The organism is Streptomyces sp. NPDC059169, from assembly GCF_042755225.1.
Lineage (GTDB): Bacteria > Actinomycetota > Actinomycetes > Streptomycetales > Streptomycetaceae > Streptomyces.
In genome coordinates, this window is record NZ_JBHZCF010000009.1 from 121,372 (window position 1) to 144,259 (window position 22,888).

The window sequence follows — 22,888 nt, forward strand, 5'->3', positions numbered from 1 at the left end:
GGGCCATAGCGCCCTTACCAGGTAGGGGCGGCCTGGCGCAGGCTGGAGAGTGAACCGGCCAGGGAGGCGAGCAGTCCATGGGTGCCCTCGATGTCGTCGTCGTTGTGGTCTCGGCCGTGCTGATCGGCGCGCTGGGCTGGTACTTCTTCGGCCCGCGCCGGGTCGGTGCCGCCCGGCTGGAAGGCGGGGTGCAGCGGGTGGAGGTGACGGTGCGGGGCGGCTACAGCCCCGACCTGATCAAAGTCCGCCAAGGCATTCCGGTGGAACTGGTCTTCGACCGGCAGGAGGCCGGCGAGTGCACCTCGCGGGTGGTCTTCCCCGATCTGAAGGTCGGCGCCGGCCTGCCCGCCCACAGCCGCACCACCGTACGGCTGAATCCCGACCGTCCGGGCTCGTTCGGGTTCGCCTGCGGCATGAACATGATCCACGGCACGCTGCTGGTCGAACCCGCGGACGACTCGGCACCGCCTGCACCGGACGGTGCCGGCGTCACAGCTGCACCGCCTTCTCCCCCTGGTGCCACTGGCGGGCCGTCGGTGGGTGAGGAGCGCACGGCCGCCGAATCGGAGGCCGCGGACACCGCCGAGCGACGGACGGAGATCAAGGACCTCACCCGCAGAGTGGTAGTGGGCGTGGTGCTCACCGCCCCGGTGCTGTTCGCGGTGATGGCGCACGAGCTCTTCGGCGCGGACTGGGTGCCCGGCTGGATGCTGAACGACTGGCTGCAACTGGCCTTGATCACGCCGGTGATGTTCTACACCGGGTGGCCGATCCATGTGACGGGCTGGTTGACCCTGCGCCACCGGGCCGCCGACATGAACTCCCTGATCACCCTCGGCACCAGCGCTGCCTACGGCTACAGCCTGCTGGTCACCCTCGCCCCCGGCCTGCTGCCCGAGGACGTGCGGGAGGTCTACTTCGAAGCCGTCGGTGTCATCCTCACCCTGATCCTGCTGGGGCGGCTGCTGGAGGCCCGTGCGAAGGCCGGCACCGGCGAGGCCATCCGAGCCCTGCTGGGCCTGCAGGCCCGCACCGCACGCGTCGTACGGGGCGGCACCGAGAAGGAGGTCCCCGTCGAGGACGTCGTGCTCGGCGACGAGATCGTCATCCGACCGGGGGAGAAGATCCCCGTCGACGCCGAGGTTCTCTCCGGGGCCTCCGCAGTGGATGAGTCGATGGTCACCGGCGAACCCATGCCCGTCACCAAGCACACCGGGGACACGGTCATCGGCGCCACCGTCAACGGCACCGGCTCCCTGCGGGTGAGGGCGGCCAAGGTCGGCGCCGACACGATGCTGGCCCAAATCATCCGCCTCGTACAGCAGGCCCAGGCTTCCAAGGCTCCCATCCAGCGACTGGCCGACGCCGTCTCGGCGTACTTCGTGCCCGCCGTCATCGCCATCGCCATCGCCACCTTCGCCCTCTGGTTCACCGTCGGGCCTGCTCCGGCGCTGACCCTCGCGCTGGTCTCCGCAGTCGCGGTGCTGATCATTGCCTGTCCGTGCGCGCTGGGCCTCGCCACTCCGCTGTCGGTGATGGTCGGCACGGGCAAGGGAGCCCAGGCCGGCATCCTGATCCGCTCCGCCGAGGCATTGGAGACCGCGCACAAGCTGGACACCGTCGTACTGGACAAGACCGGCACCGTCACCGCGGGCAAGCCCGTACTGACCGATGTCCACCCCGTCGCCGGATTCGACGAAGCGCGGCTGCTGCGGCTGGTGGCGGGAGCCGAGGCCGACAGCGAGCACCCGCTCGCGCAGGCCATCGTCACCGGCGTCCGTGACCGCAGCCTCCACCCGCCCACGGCGACGGGCTTCGACTCGGTGACCGGCAAGGGCGTCCAGGCCACTGTCGACGGGCACGCGGTCCTGGTCGGCACCGCCCGGCTACTGGCCGACGTCGGTATCGACACCTCCGCACTGGACTCCGTCGCGGCCGACCTGTCGGCCGAGGGCAGGACTCCCGTCCTCGCTGCGGTGGACGGACGGCCCGCCGGCGTGCTCGCCGTGGCGGACACCGTCAAGGACGACTCCGCCGCCGCCATCGCCGCCCTGCAAGGCCTGGGTGTCGACGTCATCATGCTGACCGGTGACAACGCCCGCACCGCCGCGGCGATCGCCGCCCAGGTGGGCGTGGGCAGGGTGCTGGCCGAGGTGCTGCCCGAACACAAGGCCGACGAGATCCGTCGTCTGCAGGGTGAGGGCCGCACGGTCGGCATGGTCGGCGACGGCATCAATGACGCCCCAGCCCTGGCCGCCGCCGATGTCGGCCTCGCCATCGGCACCGGCACCGACGTGGCCATCGAGGCCGCCGACATCACCCTGATCTCCGGCTCGCTGGCCGGGGTCGTCACCGCGATCCGTCTGTCCCGGGCCACGATGCGCAACATCCGGCAGAACCTGTTCTTCGCCCTGGTCTACAACGCCGTCGGCGTCCCCCTCGCCGCCGGCGCCCTCTACCCCCTGTGGGGCATCCGCCTCAGCCCCGTCATCGCCGCCGCGGCCATGGCCCTGTCGTCCCTGTCAGTGGTCACCAACGCCTCCCGGCTGCGCCGCTGGCACGCCCAGCCGCTGCAAGACGCCCGGCCCGCCCACGTCCAGCCGCGCGTCGAGTCCGCCGGCCGGACCTCGGCGGGCGACACGGCAACGACGGCAGGCCACGCACGCCACCATCCCTCCTCCCAGGGCGACAGCGAGAGCACGGGTCACTGACTCGGTGTGCGGCATGCAGGTGGACGAGGCGACCGCCGCCGAGCGCAGGCAGACCGAGCACGGCGCCTCCTCCTCCTTCTCCTTCTGTTCTGCGCACCGTTGTTCCGCGCGCTGCGCCGCCACCTTCGACGGCGCCCCCGCCGCTGCACCGCCCCCGCGACCGGCGGCACCCGCGGGGGAGGCGATCTCCGGTGACCACTACCGCCTGCGCCCGGGCACATCCGGTCACTCGGCTGTGCCGACCAGGGGGCCGACCACCTGGCCCGGCCGCACGGGATCGAAGCCCGGATCCGCGGAATCCCCCGCGTGGTCATCGACGACCGCTGTTGCGTCGACGTCCTCACCAGACCGGCGCCGCCGGCCGCGCCCCCAACCTCACAGGGCAATTCACCCAGACGTCGCCCTCGGTCTGCTGGACGACCATGTACGCGGCTGCGTCACCGACGCCGCCCGCACCGGCCCGGGCCGACGAGCGGTACGTCGAGCTCGATGACGCTCTGCGCCGCAGGCTCTGTCGGGCAACCACCGCGGCGTGGGCCCCACCCACCGCGGCCCCAGACGCACTCCTACCCCTCCCGGGTATATTGGTAGCGATCATCTCGCCTCACCTCACTCACGAACGGAAGCACATGACGACAGCCGACCACCGGCCGGGCGGTGCTTGCGCCGCCGCGCTGAGGTGGACACGGACTGCCGTCATCGCGCTGGTGGCAACGCTCGCGGTTCTTGTCCACCACGAAACGGCCGCCGCCGTCACCCATGCGTCGCCCTCCGGGAGCCCCGGGGCCTCCGGGGCCTCCGGGGCCTCCGGGACGAGCAGCATGGCGGGCATCCACCACGCGGCCACGGCGGCGACGTCCGTCAGCACGGGTGGCCGCACCCTGCCGCCCGGCGTCATCGCCCCGACCGCAGCCCACGACGATGACGGGGCGTGCTCAGGCGCAGCAATGCAGCACTGCGCGGCTGCCGGCGTCGACAGCCTGAAGCCCACGCCTCCCTGCCGGCTTTCCACCGGCTGCGTTCCGGCCCTCCCCACCGGGGCGGCCGGAGGCCAGGCCGCCCCGGGAACCACAGGCCGGGCACCGCCCGATCTCTCCGTCCTCTCTCGATTGCTGCTGTAGGCCGCGACCGCGGCTGCGTGCGCTCGCGCGTGCGCTCAGCCGTGCCCTAACGCGACCGAGCAGAAGCACATCGAGAAGAAGGACCACACCCTGTGAACCACATGAACCGCCGTTCCGTCCTGCTCGCCGGGCTGGGCATCGCGGGCGCGGGCGCGCTCGCCGCCTGCAGCAATGCCGCCGGCGCGCCCGCCCTGGTCAGCCCCTCCGGGGCGGCTGTCGCCGCCGCCGACAAGAAGCGCACCAGGAGTGGCAGGACCCGCGAGCTCAACCTGACCGCAACGCAGGCCGTGGTCGACCTCGGCGCCGGCATCACGACCAGGACCTGGGCCTTCAGCGGCCAGGTGCCGGGCAAGGAGGTGCGCATCTCGGCCGGTGACACGCTGGCCGCCACGCTGTCCAACCAACTGCCGAACCAAGCCACGACCTCCGTCCACTGGCACGGCATTGCCCTGCGCAGTGACATGGACGGCGTACCGCCGGTCACCCAGGCGGCTGTCCGGGCAGGACGGAACTTCACCTACCGGTTCACCGCGGACGCGCCCGGCACGTACTTCTTCCACCCGCACGTGGGTGCCCAGCTCGACCGGGGCCTGTACGCGCCGCTGATCGTGGAAGATCCGAAAGAGCCGCTGTCGTACGACGAGGAGTGGGTGGTGGTCCTCGACGACTGGCTCGACGGCGTCACCGGCACCCCGGACGACGTCTTCGCCGAGCTGGAGCAGGGCATGGGCTCCATGCACGGGGGCGACACACCCGGCAGCTCATCCGGCCATGACATGGGAGACATGGGCGGCATGGACATGAGCAGCAGCATGAACGGGAACAGTTCTCCCACCGCCTCGCCCTCCGGCACGGACATGGGCACAGGCATGGGCATGCAGTTCATGCTGATGGGTGCCGAAAGCCGGCTGCTCGGGGGCGACGCCGGCGACGTGAAGTACCCCTACCACCTGGTCAACGGGCGTGTTCCGACCGATCCGGTGGTCTTTCGCACCAAGCCCGGCAAGCGCATCCGGCTGCGCCTGATCAACGCCGGCGGCGACACTGCTTATCGCGTGTCCCTCGGCGGCCATGAGCTCACGGTCACGCACACCGACGGCTTCCCCGTCCGACACCAGCAGGCCGACGGCGTGCTGATCGGCATGGGCGAACGCTACGACGTCCTCGTCACCCTGGGCGATGGCGTCTTCCCCCTCGTCGCACTCGCGGAGGGCAAGAACGCCTCCGGTATGGCGCTGGTCCGCACGGGCTCGGGCAGCACGCCGAAGCCGACGACGCGTCCGAAGGAACTGGACGGCATGATCATGACTGCATCACGGCTGCGCGCGGCGGACGACGTCCGGATGCCGGCGAAGAAGACCGACCAGGTCCACCGCATCGAGCTGACCGGCAGCATGATGACCTACAACTGGGGCATCAACGGCAAGCGGTTCGACATGAACCAGCCGACCGCCCACCCGATCACGGTCGAGGAAGGCCAGCGCGTCCGGCTCGACTTCGTCAACACCACCACCATGTGGCACCCGATGCACCTGCACGGCCACACCTACCAGCTCGGCACCAGCGGACCGCGCAAGGACACCACCATCGTCCTGCCGAAGAAGACGGTGTCGGTCTTCTTCGACGCGGACAACCCGGGACAGTGGATGCTGCACTGCCACAACGCGTATCACGGCGAGGCAGGGATGATGGCGCTCGTGGCCTACGAGGGCTGAGCTAGGGCGTGTTGCGAAAGTCCCTCCTGGCCCGCGACGCCTGACATGCACGCTCGCTGCGTTGTCGGAGTCATCCAAGTACGGCCAGTACGAGGATGATCCTCCGCCTTGCGCGCACGCACCAGACGCCGCAGGCCCCGCCCTGCGGGTGGACGGAGCTACTTTCGCAACCCGCCCTAGTGCCGCCCGCGGGCCGGGCGCCCCCTCCAGGGAGCGCCCGGCCCGCGCGGACGGACCGTCCCGACACCGTCCCACGCGGACGGCCCCGAGCAGCGAAGGGGCGTGGCCGGTTCCCGCAGCGAACGCGCGTACGGCCCCGTCCACCGCGCCGTGCGCCGCACACCACCCGTGAGCAGCACCCGAGCGCGGCAGCGGGAGGCGCCTCAGCCGCCGTGGTGATTCTTCCGGGACGGCTTCACCGTCGTGGAGGAGGCGGGTGTCTGGGCACTCGGTGTGGCGGAGGCGGCGGGGGTGTCGCTCCCGCCGGCCGACGGATTCGGCGACGCGGACGGGGAGGTGCTCTCCGTGGGTTCGGCGGGCTGCGGCGTCTGGCCGAGTGGCGTCAGTACCGCATCGGTGACCAGCCCGTCACCGCTCGTCGTCAGGGTGACGGGGTTGGAAACATTGAGGAGCGTGTCGCAGCCCAGGTCGGTGAACGTCCCCTCGGCGCGTGCGGCGAGGAAGGCGAACAAGTTCGGCGCCGTTCCCGGGTCCGGCGACGGCGCCTGCTCGAAGATCGCCTTGGCCGTGAAGACTCGCCGGATGCCGGCCGGGTCGTCGAAGAGGGTCCTGCAGTAGGCAGCCCCGTCGCCATCGCCGTCGGCACCGATCGGGGCCATGTTGACTCCCGCGCGGTACGCATTGGTCTTCTCTGCGCTTGCGCGGCCGTCGACAAGGGTCATCGGGTCGTTCTGCGGGATCAGCGCGATCGGTTCTTGCTGGTTGGCCGCGGCGGACAGTTCGTCCAAGGCCAGCGCGGACGTGGCCTGGTTGTCGCTGGACTGGTTGGGCGCGGTGAACGGCTTGCAGCCCAGGGCCGGGTCCATGAACGCGGTCAGCAGAAGATTGTCGCTGCCGTTGGCCAGGTCGGTGGGGACGTTGACCTTCGCCGACCTGTCCCTTCCGTCGTGGCGGTGGTGGCGGTCGCCGTGGTTGTCCAGTCGCTTGGCCTTCGCCATGGCCTTCCTGCTGGCGGCGTTGTTCTGGGCGATCCGGCCGCGGGCGTCGACGAGGTAGTGGGTGACCACGTTGTCGCTCCCGTCCTGGTCCACGACGGAGAAGTCCCTCGTGGTCGGGCAGGGCAGGCCGTCCTTGGCGGTCCCCAGTGCCGGAATCGTGAGCTTCTTGTTGGCTGTCTGCTCGTTGGCGGCCTTGAAGAAGGCGGGCGCGTTGCAGTAGGCGAACTGACCGAAGATGGACCCCGGCACACCGTTGACACACTTGCCCTGGCCCAGGCTGTCGGAGCGGTCGCCGGCCCGCAGCGTCAGATTGGCGTTGTTGAAACCGAACCATATTCCGACCGTGGAGCCCGCCGGCACCGAGGGCAGGACGGGGCGCGCTGCCGGCCTCGCCCCCTTGTCGACCACCAGCGGGTTGTAGATGGTCAGTTTGCCGTCCTGGGTGAGGATCGCGGCTTCCACGAACGCCGCCTGATCCGGATTCGCCTCATGGCACGGTCCCTGCGTCGGATCCGTCGCGACGAGTTCGTAGGGCGTGGCCAGGCCTTTGGCGGTGAGCGGCTGCGGAGGGACCACCAGCGTGCAGTTCGCGTTGGGTTCGCCTACGAGTGTCGGTTGTGCGGAGGCCCGCGGGGTGCCCCGCCGGTGGTGGCTGCCCGCCGCGAACACTGATCCTGCGACGACCGCGAGGATCACCGGCCCGCCGACCAGCGCGACCGACAGCTTCGATCGCTTCCAGCGTCTGGCGTGTTCCCGCCGCAACGTGCGCGAGCCCTGTGTCAATTTCTTCCGGGGCACTGTTTTGCTCCTTGCCTTGCCTGCCATTTCCCCCGTGAGACAACCCACAACTGCACCAGAACGCGGCGCTCGTCGCACTGCCCACTAGCGCAGTGAGCAACGGGACCGATCGCGCGTCCGGCGCGACGGATCCATTCGCCAAACATGCCGGATCACGTGGCGCACGACGGTAACAGCGAGACCTTCTGGCATGCACGGCGAATTGCCGAATCGGTGGACCGCCAGGAGCAGTTGGGCCCGGGATCTGAGGTAATCCTGCGGATCCTTCCGCCATGCCGGAAACCAGCAAGAGTGTTCCGGCTCAGTGGACTTGCAGAACCGCAAGGGCGAACCTCTTTCATCCTGTTCCCCAGGAGTGAAATTGCCTGTTCAGCAGGGATGGTGGCGAGGCAGGGACGTCGTCGTTTGCGTGGTGATTCCACGCAACACGCGGTCGACCGGAGGGGCCCTATCGGCTCCGCATCCCGCCATGTTCGACGTTCCGCGGACCCTCGTGCCCGCAGACCCTCGTGCCCGCGGACCGGGGTCCGCCAGGGCGCCGGCGCCACCTTCCGCGCGCCCCGCCACCAGATCCAGCGCGGCCACTACCGACAATCCAACCGCGACCACGCCCGCCTCCGAGCACCCGACGAACGCGCCTTCGCCCAGGTGAAGACCTGGCGACCACTCCAACGAGCACATGCTCCAGCCTCCGCATCAGCCTGCCCGTCCAAGCCGTCCTCACCTAGCTGACCTGCGACTGTCGAGGAAGAAGCTCGGCGGAACCTCGATGGGATTCCATGGGAATCTGCCGCAATGTCCGGCGCGCCGCCAGAGCGTCGACTCAGACTCGTGCCCCCCTCGGGACTGCGGTGCTGAACGCACAGGCACCGCCGACCGTATCCATGGTCATGGATGCAGGGGTCCACGATCGCCGGAGGTCGCGCATGGTCCATGTCACCTGCTGTGCAGGCAGGAGTTCGCAAGCGGGTTGGGCGACAACACCACCATGCCGAGCGGTACCGGCGGTCCGCGGCGCTCCAATGGGCGGCGCCCGGAGCCGAATCGGCGACTCCCCAGCTCAACGGGCCCATCTGGACAGTCGCCACGTAAAACCGATGCGCCAAGCAGAACACCGTTGTGACGCTTGTCTCTCCAAAGGGCGGCACGTTCCCATGGAGCGCCGGCAGACACCTCTTGGCCAGCGAGAACGCCTATCCGTCAGGCACCACTTGCGATTGATGTACACCATCGGGGGTTTGAAGTGTTCGCAGAAGTGTGCTTCGTTTTCTTGGCACGCTGCAGCGAGCCCCGCCGGACCGGAAAGCCGAGTCCTGCCGCCGACCGACGGGAACAATAGACGCGAAAGCGCCGCGGGCAGGAGCGGGGGACCCAAGGTCTTTCGCCGGAACCGAAGACCGTACGCAGTGCAAGAACCACATTGCGACACGCTCGACGGTCCGGCTCGGGGTAAAGCCGAAAGGCCGTGCGCCACGGCCCGGCCGGACAACTCACGTCCGAACCCGACAGCTAACCTCGTAGGCGCCGGTGAGGACGTCACATCATGACCAAGCACCTTCCCCATTCCAAGGAACCTGCACTTCGGTCGATTTCCCCGACCCGGCAGCGGGTCGGCGGCCGAGCATCGGGCCCGGCATCGGCATCGGCTGCGAAAGACTTGACCTTCAACCACGGTTCGAAGGGCAACGAAAACGACAACCTGGCGGGGACGGACAGCTACTGGGGCGGGCGGGCGGCGTGCCTGGCCACCGATCCGGACGAGTTGTTCGTGAGGGGTGCCGCGCAGAACAGCAGCAAGATCGTCTGCACTGACTGTGCCGTGCGTACGGAATGCCTTGCGCACGCTCTCGACCAGCGCATCGAGCACGGGGTTTGGGGTGGTATGACCGAGCGTCAGCGCCGTGCCCTGCTACGCCGCCGACCGAGCGTGACCTCTTGGCGGCGCCTGTTGGAGGCGGCCCGTCTGGAACACCAACGGCAGACCGAAGCGCAGCCCTGCGGCCAGGTCTGACCCCACCAGCGCCTACGCACGACCGACCTCGGACTGTGAAGCGCCTCCCGGCACGCGGTGAGCGGGCACCAGGCCCGCACCCCTTCACAGCCCGTGCCGGTCGAGGATGCTCATCAGCGAGGTCCGTCACGTCGTTGCTGTCGCCGAGCGGCTGGCCGACCAGCCGCTCGGCCAGCCGCTCCGGATCGGTGCGCGCGACTCGTACGCTTCCAGATGGGCGTCGGCCACAGCGGCGACGGTCTGCCCCCACCACACCGTCGGAGCCGTCGATCTCCTCGTAGGCCTCTCCCAGCACCCGGATCGCCCCTCGGCCAGCCCGACCGCCTGCGCGCCCCGACCGTCGGCGGTCAGGTCGCGCCACACGCCCGCCGCCTCGGCCACCTGCTGTGCATACGCGGGGGCATCGGCGTACTCGACGTACCCGTACCGGGCACATCAGTACGGAGCCACATGGCCGTTGCCGCGGGCCGGACGCCTGCCAGGAGATGACGACCGGCGGATGACGACACCAGCGGAGGTCGTACGACCTGCGCACGCCGCGCCTCGGCACGCACACACCGCGATCAGCACGGTCATCGGGTGCAGTCGGCCCCGACGGCGCGTTAGCGCGCGACGACGGGCAGGTGCAGGCTGGAAGTGCTGCTCCGCGCCCAACGGCAGAGCCGTGAGCAGCAACGAAGGGAGCCACCTGCGGATAGCGAGGCCGGATCGTGCGGCGGAGGTGATCGGGCCCATGGTGCAGCGGGACCACTTGTTGATCGTGGACGCGAACGGGGCGGTGGCGGAGTGGAGCAAGGACGCCGAACGTCTTCTCGGGCATACCGCTGCAGACGCGGTGGGGCGACCTGCCACGATCTTGGTCGGAGGACCACCTCACGCCGGGGAGTCCGTGAGGTGCGGACGACGTGGTGCTCAGGTGTCCGGCGGGTCCGCAGGACTGGACCTGCGCGTGGAGCCGGTGCTACGCGCGGACGGATCGGTGGCCTGGGGCGTCTGGGCAGCCCGTCGGCGCGACGCAGAAGCCGACGAGGTGGGGCCCGCGATCCTGGACGCTCTGTTCACCCAGTCACCGGTGGGTCTCATGGTCGTGGACGCGGACCTGCGCGTCCTGCGCGTCAACACCGCCTCCGAAGGCATGCGCGGCGCTCCTGTCGAGCAGCTGCTCGGCCGGCCGGTCACCGAGGCCTTCGACATGGCCGACCCCGACGGAGTGAAGGCGATGGTCCGCGCAGTGCTCGACAACGGTGTACCGGTCCTCGACCGGCTCGTACGCGGCCGCCCACCGGCCGGTTCCGGCCCCGAGCACGTCTACTCGGTCTCCGTCTTCCGCCTGCAGGACGCCAGCAGCCGTGTGCTGGGAGCCGCGGCCTCTCTGGTGGATGTCACCGAACGTGAACGAGGGCGGGCACGCGCAGCCGTGCGCAACGCCGCGCGCCAGGGCATCGGCGGCTCCCTGGACGTGATCACGACCTGCCGTGAACTCGTGGACGTAGCGGTACCGGGCTTTGCGGACACCGCAGTGGTCGACATCCTGGACACCGTGGTGCGCGGGGAGGAGCCACCACTGGGGCCGCTCTTCGGCAATGAACCGATGCGGCGCACCGCCTTCAAGACCGGAACCGGACAGCCACAGGCATACCCGGTGGGAGGCACCAGCAGGTTCCCCTTCCCGACTCCTTACACGCAGAGTCTGGGTGACCTCGAACCTCGACTACTGAGTGTGGACGAGACCACCCCGTGGCTGGCCGCCGACCCGGGGCGCGCGCAGTTGATGCGCATCGGCGGGGTGCACTGCATGATCGTGGCTCCGCTCGTCCTGCGCGGCGCCGTGCTTGGGATGACCTGCTTCTACCGGTCGGTCCGGCCCGAGCCCTTCGCCCCCGACGACCTGATTCTGGCCCTTGAACTTGCCGCACGCACCGCCGTGTGTGTGGACAATGCCCGTCGGTACACACGAGAGCACACCATCGCGCTCACGCTGCAGCGCCATCTCCTGCCTCAGGGCCCCAGTTCCCAGACGGCCGCCGAGGTCGCTCATTTCCACCTGCCCGCCGAGGCGGGCGGAGGCTGGTTCGACGCCATACCGCTCTCCAGCGCCAGGGTGGGCCTCGTGGTTGGCGACGTAGCCGGGCACGGCATCCACACCGCCACCACCATGGGCCAGCTGCGCACCGCCATCCATGCGCTGGCCGCGCTCGACCTGTACCCGGACGACCTGCTCGCCCGCCTCAACGACACCGTGATCCGCCTGGCACGGGAAAGGTCGGCTCTGCCGCCCGCGGATCCGTTGCGCGACGAACCCGTGAAGGCCACCTGCGTGTACGCGGCCTACGACCCGCTCACCGGTGACTGCGCTATCGCCCGAGCCGGATACCCAGCCCCCGTGCTCGCCCGTCCGGACGGTACCACCGAGATCCCCGACGTCCCCGCCGGCCCTTCCCTGGGCGACGAGGAGGCACCCTTCGCCGCCACGCAGTTCCGGCTCCTCCCCGGCACCATCCTCGCGCTGTACACCGACGGCTTCCTCGCGGCTTCTCGTGCCGCCGCGGAAACAGCCCTGGGGCGCCTCCGCCGTGTGCTGTCCCGTCATGACCGCCAGTTGAACGACCTGCGCGACGATGCCGTCTACGCCCTCCAGCCCGCCCCGCCGGTGGGTGACGACGCCATCCTGCTCCTGGCCCGCGCCCGGGTTCTCAGCAAGGACCAGGTCGCCACGTGGATCATTCCTCCCCATCCGGAGGCCGTCGCCACGGCCCGTGCCCGCGCGGTACGGCAACTCGCCGACTGGAACCTGAACGGGGATTCCCTCCCTACCGAGATCATCGTCAGTGAACTGGTCACGAACGCCGTCCGCCACGGCGCACCACCAGTACAGCTACGTCTCATCAAGGATCGGAGCCTCACCTGCGAGGTCTCGGACACCAGCCCCGCCGCCCCCCACCTCCGTCACGCCCGCACGGTCGACGAAGGGGGCCGCGGCCTCTACATCGTTGCCCAACTCGCCCATCACTGGGGTACCCGGTACACCGAGCACGGCAAGACCATCTGGACCGAGCAGACTCTCTCATGACGCCGGTGCGCTGAGCGTACGGACGCTGGGGGCGGTCACCGCGGCGACCGACGTCCTGCTCCTGGGCCGCTCGCCCTTGACGCGGGCGTGAGCCCGGCGAAAGCCCCATGCCCTGCTTGCTGACCACCAAGGGATCCGCTGCCGCACAGCCGATGTCGGGATGCGGACGAGTCCGTCTGCCTCGACGATGAAGTCATGGCTCTCGTGGTTTCTGGTGCCTGTTTCGATGCGTTTCGGGCCCTGGCCGATCGGCGTGGGCGGCCAGGAGAGCAGCTGCTCAAGGCCCTGGCCTCAGCCAGGGCGGGGACTGTGGACAACCCCGAGTTCCGGGCTCCGGCTGTCGCTGCCGGTATCGGCCTGCCTGCTGCCGCCTCGCTCGGACTGGCACGCTACGACGCGGACCTCGCCACCCCGCTCGGCCGCCGTCCCGTCCGGGTCCGCGCGGCGACGGCGTACTTCTCCGCCCCGGGCGGACGGCATCTCACCGACGTGGAGCGCGAGCTGGGCGGCACAGGTGCCACGGTTTCACCGGACGGCGAGACCTCAGTGCAAGCCCTGCGCTGCCTCGGGTACCGGCACACGGGCCGACACGGCCGAGCCCGGCTCACCGCCCGGATCAGCGAACAGACAGCCCCCGGCCGGGTCTTCTGCTCCTTCCACTTCCCCACGAACGGGGTGAACCGCCTCACCTCCGGCCACGCGGACACCGTCACGTGCTGCCCCGAGTACAACGTCACGGCCGTGCGGGTGGCGACACCGTGACCCCGTCATGCCAAGGTGTCCGACCATGGGTACCGGAACTTCCGTACTGACACCGGGCGGTGACCGGAGCCACGGCCGGCAACCGCCCGCCGGGGAGGACGGTACCGCCGTCCAGACCCTCGCCACCCGGGATGTCTTCCCGGCACTGGCCACCTCGCCACAGGGACTGCCGTCGACGGACGCAGCGTCGCGACGCGACCGGTTCGGGCCCAACGAGCTGCCGCCCGCAGAGCGGAGGGGGCTGTGGCGAGACCTCGCCGGACAGTTCACGGACCTCTTCGCCGTTGTCCTGCTCGTCGCGTCGGCCATCACGTTCCTGGCGTACGGGCTTCAGGAGCCCCGTGACCCGGGCACTCTGCAACTGGCCATGGCCATTCTGGGCGTTGTGGTGCTGAATGCTGCGATCGGATTCGCGCAGGAGTACTCGGCCGAGCGGACGGCGGAGTCGCTGCAGGCGATGGTGCCGCACACATGTCGGGTGCTGCGCGACGGGGAGCGACAGGAGCTGCCCGCACGTGATCTCGTGCCCGGAGACGTCGTCGTTCTGGAGGCGGGGGACGCGGTGTCGGCGGACTGCCGGCTCGTCGAGGCACACGAGGTGTCGGTGAACAACGCGGCACTGACGGGAGAGAGCGACGCTGTCGGACGAACCGGTGAACCGGTGGCCGCCGGTCCGGTACTTCAGGCACGTAACTGCGTCTTCATGGGCACCGATGTCGTGGCGGGTTCCGCGAAGGCGGTCGTGTTCGCCACGGGCCCTGCGACCGAGTTCGGGCGCATCTTCCGGCTCACGGCTGCGGCGCCGCGGCAGAAGACCCCGCTACAGCGCCAGGTCGCCTCGATGGCCCGCCGGGTGGCGGGCACGGCGCTGGCGATCGGTGCGGCCCTGTTCGCAGTGCGCGTTCCCACGGGCCAGCCGTTCGTCGAGACCTTCGTCTTCGCCCTCGGGGTGATGGTCGCACTCGTCCCCGAGGGACTGCCCGCGACGCTGTCCGTGTCGCTGGCGATCGGCGTACGGCGCATGGCCAGGCGGCACGCGCTGGTCAAGCAGCTGCTTGCGGTCGAGGCCCTTGGCTCCACGACCGTCGTGTGCACGGACAAGACCGGGACACTGACCCAGGCGGAGATGACCGTCGTCCAGCTATGGGCCGGGGGCGCGTCACACGCCGTGTCCGGTGTGGGGTACGCACCCACCGGCGAAGTTGCCGATCCGCTCCCGGTGCGCGAACTGCTCCGGGCTGCGGGGCTGTGCTGCAACGCCCGGCTCGTCCGTCCCACCGACCGGAAGGGCTGGCGGGTGCTCGGCGACACCACCGAGGGTGCACTGCTCGTCGCCGCGGCGAAGGCCGACCTGGATCTCGCCGCCGAGGGAGCTGCCGCGCCACGGGTGACCGAGTACCCCTTCGACTCGGCCCGCAAGCTGATGAGCACCGTGCACAAGACTTCCGACGGGTACAGCGCCTACGCCAAGGGCGCACCCCAGGAGCTCCTCGCCCGCTGCACCGCGATCGACTGGAGAGGCGAACGACAACCGCTGACCGATGAACTGCGCGCTGAGGTGACCGCCGCCAACGACCAGCTGGCCTCCCAAGGGCTGCGCGTACTGGCGGCGGCGTCGCGGCCCGTGGCCGAACCTCGCCCCACCCGGGACGAGGTCGAAACGGGGCTCACGTTTCTGGGCCTCGTCGGCATGCTCGACCCACCGCGGCCGGACGTCAGCGACGCCGTCGAAGCCTGCCGGCGGGCCGGGATCCGCATTGTCATGGTTACCGGCGACCATCCGCTGACCGCGGAGGCCGTCGCCCGCCGGGTAGGGATCGTGCGCCGGCCCGCGCCCACAGTCGTGACCGGCAGCCGGCTGGACGCGCTCGACGACGACGGCCTTGACGCGCTTCTTGCCGACTCGGGCGAGCTGTTGCTGTGCCGGGTCAGCCCCGAACACAAGATGCGGGTGGTCACCGCCCTGCAGCGGCGCGGTGAAGTCGTCGCGGTCACCGGAGACGGCGCCAACGACGCCCCTGCCCTCAAGCACGCGGACATCGGCGTGGCGATGGGTGCTTCCGGCACCGATGTGGCCCGGGAAGCCGCGGTCATGGTGCTGCTCGACGACTCGTTCGCCTCCATCGCGGCGGCGGTCCGGCTCGGCCGGTCGGTCTACCAGAACGTCCGCAAGTTCCTCGTCTACGTCTTCAGCAGCAACATCGGCGAGCTCGTGCCGATCGTGGCCGCGACCTTCGCGGGGTTCCCGCTGGTGCCGATCACCGCGGTGCAGATCCTCGCGATCGACCTCGGCTCCGACGTCCTGCCGGCGCTCGCGCTCGGTGCCGAGCCGCCGGAGCCGGACGTCATGGACCGCCCGCCGCGCTCCCGGCAGGAACGGCTTTTCTCCACCGCCGTGATGGGACGCATCCTCTTCCTGGGCGGCATCCAGGCGCTCGGCGTGACCGCGGTGTTCTTCTGGCACATCCATGCCTCCGGAATCCCGTATGCCGACTTCACCGAGGACTCTCCCGTCTACCGGGAGGCGCTCACCATGGTCCAGGCCGGGATCGTCCTCAGCCAGTTCTTCGTCGCCCTGGCGGTGCGCACCGATCGGCAGAGCGTGTTCCGGATCGGGCTGCTGTCCAACCCATGGCTGGTGGCTGCCGGCGGCATCGGCATCGCCCTGATGGCCGCGATCAGCTATGCGCCCCCGTTGCAAGCCCTGTTCAACACCGCGCCGCTGGACGCCATCGACTGGGCGGTCCTCGCGACTCTCGGCGCGCTGCTGCTGGCCGCCGAGGAAAGCCGCAAATGGTGGCTGCGGCGCCACCAACCGCATGGCCCGAAGGGAGAGGAGCAATGAGGGTGATCATCGCGGGCTGCGGGCGGGTCGGGTCCACGCTCGCCGTCCAGCTGGCCGCCGAAGGCCACGACGTACGTCTCATCGACCGCGCGTCCAGGACCCGCAGACTGCTGCCCACCGGCTTCCCGGGGCAGTTCCACGAAGGCAACGGTTACAGCCGGACCGTCCTCGAAGGGGCCGGAATCGAGCACGCCGACGCATTCGTCGCGGTCACCTCAGGGGACAACAGCAACATCGTCGGCGCCCGGACCGCCAAGGAGACCTACCGGGTCCCCATCGTCCTCGCCCGCATCTACGACCCCCGTCGCGCCGACATCTACCGCGAGCTGGGCATCCCCACCATCGCCAGCGTCCGCTGGAGCGTGCATCAGATCCACCAGATGCTGCTGCACCGCCACCTCACCCCGGAGCTCACCTTCGGCAACGGCGAAACCCTGCTCGTCCGCTCCCGGCTCCCCGCCTACGTCACCGGCCGACGGCTGACCGAGTTCGACGTCGACGGGGAGATCCGCGTCGTCGAGGTCACCCGCGGGGGCCGCTCACTCGTGCCCGCGCACAGCACCCCCTCCGAGCCCGGCGACCTGGTCACCTTCGCCGTCGCCGCCACCGCCCTCGGCCGCCTGCGCGGCTTCCTGGACAAGGAGCTCGGGACATGAAGGCCCTCATCGCCGGTGCCGGCCGCCTGGGCACCCAGATCGCCCAGGTCCTCGCCGCCGCCCGCAACGACGTCACCCTCGTCGACATCGACGACGGCCGCATCGCCGAACTCGCAGGCCACCTGGCCGTTCGCCTCGTAGAAGGGGACGCCTGCGAACCCGCACTCCTGGAACACGCCGGCGCCCACACCACGGACCTCGTCATCGCCGCCACCGGCAATGACGAGGACAACCTCGTGATCAGCCTTCTCGCCAAACGGCAGTTCGCTGTCCCCCGCGTCGCCGCGCGCGTGAACGACGTGGAGAACACGTGGCTCTTCGACCAGCGCTGGGGCGTCGACACCGCAGTTCCCGCCGCCATGCCTCTCATCTCCCTCATCGAGGAAGCCACCGGCGCCACCGACACCGTCGCTCTCATGCGCCTGAGCAAAGCGGGCGTCGACGTGATCGAAACGGCCATCACGCCGCAGTCCCGTGCCGCAGGCCGCACACTCGCCGAGATCACGCTCCCCGCAGGCAGCGTCATCGCCACCGTGATCCGCGAAGGCCAACCCACCGTCCCCTCCCCGCAGGTGCGGCTCCAGCCCGGCGACGAGCTCCTCGTCGTCTCCCATGCCGCCACTGAGCAGGAGATCCACGCCGCCTTCCAGTGACTGCCCTGGGCCCTCGGGCCTTTGTCACCGGCAGCCCGGTCACACCGCCCACCGTCACGGGAACGCGCTTTCGTGCGCGCTCTGTTCGAGGGCGAGGCCGACGCCGGCCGGCACCCTCTCCAGCCGTGGGACGAAGTGGTGCGCAACAACGAAGTGGTGCGCAACATACGAACCCTCTGGCGCGTACGAGGTCCCCTCCCCGACGATCCGGGCCGCACCCGCGCGGCGGACCTGGGTTTCTCGTATCCCGTACGCATTCCGGCGAAGTGGAGGCGACCGGTCAGGGACCGAGCAGCCGCCGGGGTGGACCAGGGCCCGAACGGCCCGGGAGCACGGCCGATGGGCCCTGGCGCCCCTCCCGGTACGCGTGGAGAGTGGGAGAGTCCAAGGAGGTGAGCCACGGTGATGTACTGGAACGGTGGCTGGGCCTGGATGGCCTTCATGCCCCTGTTGTGGATCGCGTTGATCGGTCTCGTGGTGTGGGCGGTCGTGCGCCTGACACAGCACTCGTCCGGTCGCCACGCCACGGAACCCCGGTGGACAGCGAAGGAAACTCCGGAGGAAGTCCTCGATCGCCGCTTCGCTTCCGGCGAGATCGATGCGGATGCGTACTCCGAGGCACGCAAACACCTCGCCGCCCATCGACAGGTGCCCCCGTGACCAGGCGGCGTGACCGCTGGCTGCCACTGACCGTGCTGGTCGCGGCGCTGGCCGTGCTGGTCGCCTCGATCGTGTGGGTCGCCGGTAGTGACATCGGGCGGCCCGGCCCGACGGCGATGACGGGCGCAGTCCCTGGCCACGGACCGGTGCGCAACCTGGACGACGCCGAGCGGGCAGCCGGACGCTTCGCCGACCGATGGGATCTGCGCGTCGGGGAAGTCATGGAGTTCAGCAACGGCTACTACGCCGAACTCCGCACGCCCGGCGGAAAGGGTGCCACCGAGGTTCTCATCGATCCGGACAACGGCGTCGTGCAGTTGGAGTTCGGCCCGGCCATGATGTGGAACACCGCCTACGGGATGATGCCCGCCCGCGACCGGACCGGCGCCACGACGGTCGAGCCCCGCCAGGCGGTGCGGATCGCCGACCGGTGGCTGCGGGAGCACCGTCCCGACCTGCACGCGGCTTCCCCCGAAGCGTTCCCCGGCTACTACACCCTGCACACCCTGCGGGGCGACGACATCGTCGGCATGCTGTCGGTCAACGCCCGTACCGGCGCAGTGTGGGACCACACCTGGCACGGACGTTTCATCCAGATGCAAGAACACCCGGAGCCCCGGTAACGCGCAACTCCCCAAACTCCCCGGGATAGGAAACCAGACCTCACCGCCGCTTCCCTCACGAGTTGTGCAGGAGCGCGGGCCCACGCGCCGGAGTCAGGCTCGCTGCGGGATGACGGCGACCGGGCAGTGGGAGTGATGCAGCAGTGTGTGGGCGACCCTGCCGAGTTGCAGACCGAAGTGACCGTGCCGCCTCATAGCGCCGACGACGACCAGGTCGGCATCGGCCGATGCGTCCACGAGGACCTTGTGGGCGGGGCCTTCGACCGGATGGCGGTGTGCATCAACCTGGGGGTGGTCTACATCGCGCAGCGCGTCGGTGAGAACGGTCGAGGCCCTTTCCTCATGGACCCGCTTGGCATCGTCCACGACGAGGGGTTGGTCCGCGTGCTCATGGGCCGGGCTGCGCCAGGCCCGCACAGCGTGCAGGGCAGAGCCTCGCACCTCGGCCTCACGGAAGGCGAAACGTACGGCGCCCGAGCCCTCGGTCGAGTCGCCGACACCGACCACCACCCGCCCGAAAGTTCCCCGCCGGTTCCGCTCCGAGCCACGGACGACGACGACCGGGCACACGGCACGGGCGGCTACCGTGAGGCCGACCGATCCCAGCAGCATTCCGGCCAGTTCGCCACGGCCACGGGAACCCGTGACCAGGGCGAAAGCCTCGTGTCCCACCCGCAGCAGCACGGACACGGCATCGTCGGGCAGTACTTCGCCCGACACCTTCACCTCTGGATTGTGCAGCCGGGCGCGTTCCGCGCTGGACGCGATGATGTTCTCCGCCATGACCTCTTCGGCGGGACGATCGGTGCCAAGGGACGGGCGGCTGCCCTCGTAACGCTCCCACAGAGAGGCGTGAACCATGTGCAGAGGCAGCCCGTGGCGGGCCGCTTCGTCGACCGCCCAGTCGAGCGCCTGCAGGCTGGACTCCGATCCGTCGACACCCACGACCAGCGGGAGCACCATGTTCCCCACCGCCTTCCTCTCCGGCCTCTGCGAGCGCCCCTGTGAATACGGTCGCACCCCCCGGGTCCCACCGCGACACGCAGGACCGGCTCTCGGACACGTTCGGACGGCCTTCGGCCGGGTTGCACCGGGCCGGTTTGCGGCGATGGTGGAGTCATACGGTTCAGCCCGCCTTCGTGCCCTTCCAGGGCCGGCCCGACGACCGCCGCACGCCGACCACACGCTGACACGAGAGGAGGTGTGAGGTGCCCGAGACCCCGCACATCGTGAGCGACGTGATGACCCTGACGGTGGTGGCCGTCGGGCGTGACGCGCCCTTCAAGGAAATCGTCCGGACCATGGACCAGTGGAAGGTCAGCGCCCTACCGGTCCTGGAGGGCGAGGGGCGCGTCATCGGTGTCGTCTCCGAGGCCGACCTGCTGCCCAAGGAGGAGTTCCACGAGGGGGCCACGAGCCTCTTCGAGCAGCAGCGGCCGGCCGACGTCGCCAAGGCTGCAGCAGGGACCGCCAGTGAGCTGATGAGTACCCCTGCGGTCACGGTGCACCCCGACGCCACCCTGGCACAGGCAGCGCGGATCATGGCTGTGAAGCACGTGAAGCGGCTCCCCGTGGTCGATGACGAGGGCATGCTGCAGGGCGTCGTCAGCCGAGCTGATCTGCTGAAGGTGTTCCTACGCTCGGACGAGGAGATCGAGGAGGAGGTCCGCCGTACGGTGATCGCCTACCTCTTCCCCGCGTTCAGCCACGCCATCCACGTGAACGTCCACGAGGGGGTCGTCACTCTCCGCGGCCAGATCCGCGACACCTCGCTCGTGTCCGTTGCGACGCGCCTCATCGGCGCGGTGGAGGGAGTGGTCGGCGTCGAGTCCCGTCTCACCGGCGAGTCCACGACTCCGGAGTGACACGTACGGCGAAGTCCGGGGCGCAGGGGTCCCGGCCCTGCCAGAGCCAGGGTTCGACCCCTGCGCCCCGGCCCCGGCTCGTCCGTGCCCGTCGGAGAGGACTCACCGGTCTCCCGGCGTCGTAGTCCTCGGCTCCAGATCGGCCTGCTGCCCGTCACAGACGAAAGCGCCCGGACCAGCGGGGCTCCACCAGCTCCCACTCAGCGTCCCACTGGGCGTACCGTCTGCGGTCCAGCATCAGGCGCATGCCCGCCCCTGCCGCGAAGAGGCCGGAGGCCACGGCGACCGCCGTCATGCCACCCACAAACCAGCCGGTGGCCGTCGCGTTCTGCACGGTCATCGGCGGACTGCTGACGGTTCCATCCCGGTCCACCCAGATCCGAACGGTGGCATCCTCCGGCGTACCAGACGTCAGGAGGGCGGTTCCGGTCCGCTCCTTGCCGTTCTTGTCGGTCCAGCGGACCTGCGTCCATTGCTTCGTGCCCTCGGCGTTGCCCCGTGCTTCCTCGATATTCGACGTCTTTCGGGCGGCTTCCTCGGCATTCGACGTCACTCGGGCGGTGACCTCCTGCCGCTGCGCCGACTGGACCTGCACGGTGTGCATCGAGGACTCGTATGCCGCAAGCCCCGCGCTGAGGGAGGCCACCGGCAGTCCGAAGGCCAGTACGAGCATCAGGCAACGGAAGAACCAGGATTCGATCCTGTCGGATGTACGCCTCAGCGGGTTCGCTCGCCTGGACGGCTCCTCCTGGTGCGGCGGCTGCGGACTGGATGCGTACGGCGAACCTTGTGCACTCATGGTCTGGCCTCCAGCAAGTGGCTGGTGCGTTCGCCCATCACCATCGAACGGCAACAGACCTCGATCACAGGGGCCGAAGGTCCCTGTGATCGGTCTTCCGGCCCCCAGGGGCCGGCCACCGACGTGGTCCGTCCCCCGGCAGGGGCAGTCGTGTCTGCGGAACGACCGCGATCGGGCACGGTGCGTGCCGCAGCACCGCGTGGTTGGTCAGGCCCGGTTACCGGCCGAGGCGTCCACGCCGCCGGTGGGCACCGACGCCGACCACCAGGGGAATCGCCACTGCTCCTGCCTCCTCCACGTGCCGGACTCCACACCGTTCGGAGCTCGGCCACGCCGGGGTCCACATGCGCCCCAGGAGGCTTTGGGGTACTCCTCGAATGAGAAGGGACCGTACGCGCCATGCCGGGACAGTCTGGACAGACCGGCCAGTCCGGACATGGACGACTCACACGTTGTTCCAGCTTCGTACGAGAGGGAGGCAGCCGCCATGGAGCCGGTCATCACCGTCGGTCTCGACGGCTCACCCGAGAGCCTTGCCGCCGCCCACTGGGCCGCCGATGAAGCCGAGCGGAGGGGGCTCACCCTGCGTCTGCTGCACGCGTGGCCCCTGCTGGCGCCGGAACCGACCCGCATCCCCTCGGAGATCGACCAGAACTACTGGGCGAAGCGGGTCGTGCACAACGCTCGAGCGGAGCTCCAGGCACGCCACCCGGGCCTCACCGTCGTCGGAAACCTGGTCGCCGATGACGCCCAGGACGCACTGCTGCGAGCGGCCTCGGAGTCCGAGATGATCGTCCTCGGTTCACGGGGGCTGAGACCAGTCGAGAGCTACTTCCTGGGCGACATCAGCATGCCCGTGGTGGGTCGGGCCGAGCGGCCCGTCGTCCTGGTACGTACCGAAGCACACGAGGGAGGACCACCGCCCGCACCAGATGCGTCAGGTGCCGTTGTGGTGGCACTGAAACTCCACGGACCATGCGACGACCTGCTCGAATTCGCCTTCACCACGGCTACGGCACGGGGCGTGCCTCTTCGTGCCGTCCACGGCCGAACCGTGCCGCTCCACGCCTACACCCCCTGGGGCACGGACCACGACGTCACCGATGAGGTCAGACGGGATGCGCAGAAGAGCCTGGACCGGGCTCTGCGCCCCTGGCGAGAGAAGTTTCCGGGCGTGGAGGTGGTCGACCGCCTCCGTCTCGAAAGCCCGGCCAAGGCCGTCGTGCAGGCTGCCGAACGCGCTGGCCTGCTCCTGGTCGGGCGACGCGAGCACCGTCCCCCCTTGGCGCCGCGCCTGGGCCCCGTGGCCGAGGCCGCCATCCATCACGCGCCGTGCCCTGTCGCCGTCGTCCCCCATGGCTGAGCCGAACCCCCGCAGGGAGCCGACGACGCAGTCGGACGCGTCCGTGCTCCGGACCGTC

The 22,888-nt window shown here is 69.9% G+C and carries 16 protein-coding genes, 2 pseudogenes and 1 riboswitch; of the genes and pseudogenes, 14 read left to right on the forward strand and 4 right to left on the reverse strand.

The window, feature by feature from the left end:
* The first annotated feature begins 77 nt into the window (after nucleotides 1-77).
* From ACFXOM_RS18610 to ACFXOM_RS18620, 3 genes are all read left to right on the forward strand, one after another.
* Nucleotides 78-2,711, forward strand: a complete 2,634-nt coding sequence (locus tag ACFXOM_RS18610) for a heavy metal translocating P-type ATPase (RefSeq protein ID WP_385038485.1) — start codon at nucleotides 78-80, stop codon at nucleotides 2,709-2,711.
* A gap of 629 nt (nucleotides 2,712-3,340) precedes the next feature.
* A complete protein-coding gene (locus tag ACFXOM_RS18615) occupies nucleotides 3,341-3,832 on the forward strand; it encodes a hypothetical protein (protein ID WP_384932244.1) in 492 nt (163 codons plus the stop codon).
* A 92-nt stretch (nucleotides 3,833-3,924) separates the two neighbouring features.
* The gene (locus ACFXOM_RS18620; RefSeq protein ID WP_384932247.1) at nucleotides 3,925-5,547 is read left to right on the forward strand and encodes a multicopper oxidase family protein; all 1,623 of its coding nucleotides are present in this window, start codon (nucleotides 3,925-3,927) and stop codon (nucleotides 5,545-5,547) included.
* 383 nt (nucleotides 5,548-5,930) lie between these two features.
* On the opposite strand, the gene ACFXOM_RS18625 is transcribed toward ACFXOM_RS18620, so the two are convergent.
* Nucleotides 5,931-7,523 (reverse strand): hypothetical protein, encoded by a 1,593-nt coding sequence (locus ACFXOM_RS18625; RefSeq protein WP_384932249.1) that lies wholly within the window; start codon nucleotides 7,521-7,523, stop codon nucleotides 5,931-5,933.
* A 531-nt stretch (nucleotides 7,524-8,054) separates the two neighbouring features.
* Here ACFXOM_RS18625 and ACFXOM_RS18630 point away from each other — a divergent pair.
* The 9 genes and pseudogenes from ACFXOM_RS18630 to ACFXOM_RS18670 all read left to right on the forward strand — a co-directional run.
* A pseudogene (locus ACFXOM_RS18630) lies at nucleotides 8,055-8,251 on the forward strand (IS5/IS1182 family transposase); the annotation flags it as partial.
* A gap of 610 nt (nucleotides 8,252-8,861) precedes the next feature.
* Nucleotides 8,862-9,062, forward strand: a riboswitch (cyclic di-AMP (ydaO/yuaA leader).
* Nucleotides 9,063-9,222: 160 nt separating this feature from the next.
* Nucleotides 9,223-9,534, forward strand: a complete 312-nt coding sequence (locus ACFXOM_RS18635) for a WhiB family transcriptional regulator (protein WP_384932615.1) — start codon at nucleotides 9,223-9,225, stop codon at nucleotides 9,532-9,534.
* 733 nt (nucleotides 9,535-10,267) lie between these two features.
* A complete protein-coding gene (locus tag ACFXOM_RS18640; RefSeq protein ID WP_385038593.1) occupies nucleotides 10,268-12,604 on the forward strand; it encodes a SpoIIE family protein phosphatase in 2,337 nt (778 codons plus the stop codon).
* Between the two features lie 195 nt (nucleotides 12,605-12,799).
* Nucleotides 12,800-13,366, forward strand: coding sequence for a molybdopterin dinucleotide binding domain-containing protein (locus ACFXOM_RS18645; protein ID WP_385038488.1), 567 nt, complete (start codon nucleotides 12,800-12,802; stop codon nucleotides 13,364-13,366).
* Between the two features lie 25 nt (nucleotides 13,367-13,391).
* Nucleotides 13,392-16,211 carry a cation-translocating P-type ATPase gene (locus ACFXOM_RS18650; RefSeq protein ID WP_384946188.1) on the forward strand — a complete coding sequence of 940 codons (2,820 nt, stop codon included), beginning with the start codon at nucleotides 13,392-13,394 and terminating at the stop codon, nucleotides 16,209-16,211.
* A complete protein-coding gene (locus tag ACFXOM_RS18655; protein WP_384946185.1) occupies nucleotides 16,208-16,867 on the forward strand; it encodes a potassium channel family protein in 660 nt (219 codons plus the stop codon). Before ACFXOM_RS18650 ends, ACFXOM_RS18655 begins: the two co-directional genes overlap by 4 nt.
* On the forward strand, nucleotides 16,864-17,520 hold the full coding sequence (locus tag ACFXOM_RS18660; protein WP_384946182.1) for a potassium channel family protein: 657 nt from the start codon (nucleotides 16,864-16,866) through the stop codon (nucleotides 17,518-17,520). The genes ACFXOM_RS18655 and ACFXOM_RS18660 overlap by 4 nt, the downstream gene beginning before the upstream one ends.
* 402 nt (nucleotides 17,521-17,922) lie before the next feature.
* Nucleotides 17,923-18,180 carry an SHOCT domain-containing protein gene (locus ACFXOM_RS18665; RefSeq protein ID WP_384946179.1) on the forward strand — a complete coding sequence of 86 codons (258 nt, stop codon included), beginning with the start codon at nucleotides 17,923-17,925 and terminating at the stop codon, nucleotides 18,178-18,180.
* A complete protein-coding gene (locus ACFXOM_RS18670; protein ID WP_384932267.1) occupies nucleotides 18,177-18,803 on the forward strand; it encodes a hypothetical protein in 627 nt (208 codons plus the stop codon). The genes ACFXOM_RS18665 and ACFXOM_RS18670 overlap by 4 nt, the downstream gene beginning before the upstream one ends.
* Nucleotides 18,804-18,896: 93 nt before the next feature.
* Here the strand turns inward: ACFXOM_RS18670 and ACFXOM_RS18675 are convergent, their stop codons facing one another.
* Nucleotides 18,897-19,766, reverse strand: a complete 870-nt coding sequence (locus ACFXOM_RS18675) for a universal stress protein (protein WP_385038491.1) — start codon at nucleotides 19,764-19,766, stop codon at nucleotides 18,897-18,899.
* 245 nt (nucleotides 19,767-20,011) lie between these two features.
* Here ACFXOM_RS18675 and ACFXOM_RS18680 point away from each other — a divergent pair, with 245 nt between their 5' ends.
* A complete protein-coding gene (locus ACFXOM_RS18680) occupies nucleotides 20,012-20,668 on the forward strand; it encodes a CBS domain-containing protein (RefSeq protein ID WP_384932272.1) in 657 nt (218 codons plus the stop codon).
* A 154-nt stretch (nucleotides 20,669-20,822) separates the two neighbouring features.
* On the opposite strand, the gene ACFXOM_RS18685 is transcribed toward ACFXOM_RS18680, so the two are convergent.
* Both ACFXOM_RS18685 and ACFXOM_RS18690 read right to left on the reverse strand, forming a co-directional pair.
* On the reverse strand, nucleotides 20,823-21,467 hold the full coding sequence (locus ACFXOM_RS18685; protein ID WP_384932275.1) for a hypothetical protein: 645 nt from the start codon (nucleotides 21,465-21,467) through the stop codon (nucleotides 20,823-20,825).
* Between the two features lie 154 nt (nucleotides 21,468-21,621).
* Nucleotides 21,622-21,723 (reverse strand): annotated as a pseudogene (locus ACFXOM_RS18690) (universal stress protein); the annotation flags it as partial.
* A 231-nt stretch (nucleotides 21,724-21,954) separates the two neighbouring features.
* Between ACFXOM_RS18690 and ACFXOM_RS18695 the strand changes: the two are divergent.
* Complete coding sequence (locus ACFXOM_RS18695; RefSeq protein ID WP_385038494.1) at nucleotides 21,955-22,830, forward strand: universal stress protein; 876 nt, start codon at nucleotides 21,955-21,957, stop codon at nucleotides 22,828-22,830.
* The last annotated feature ends 58 nt before the right edge of the window (nucleotides 22,831-22,888 follow it).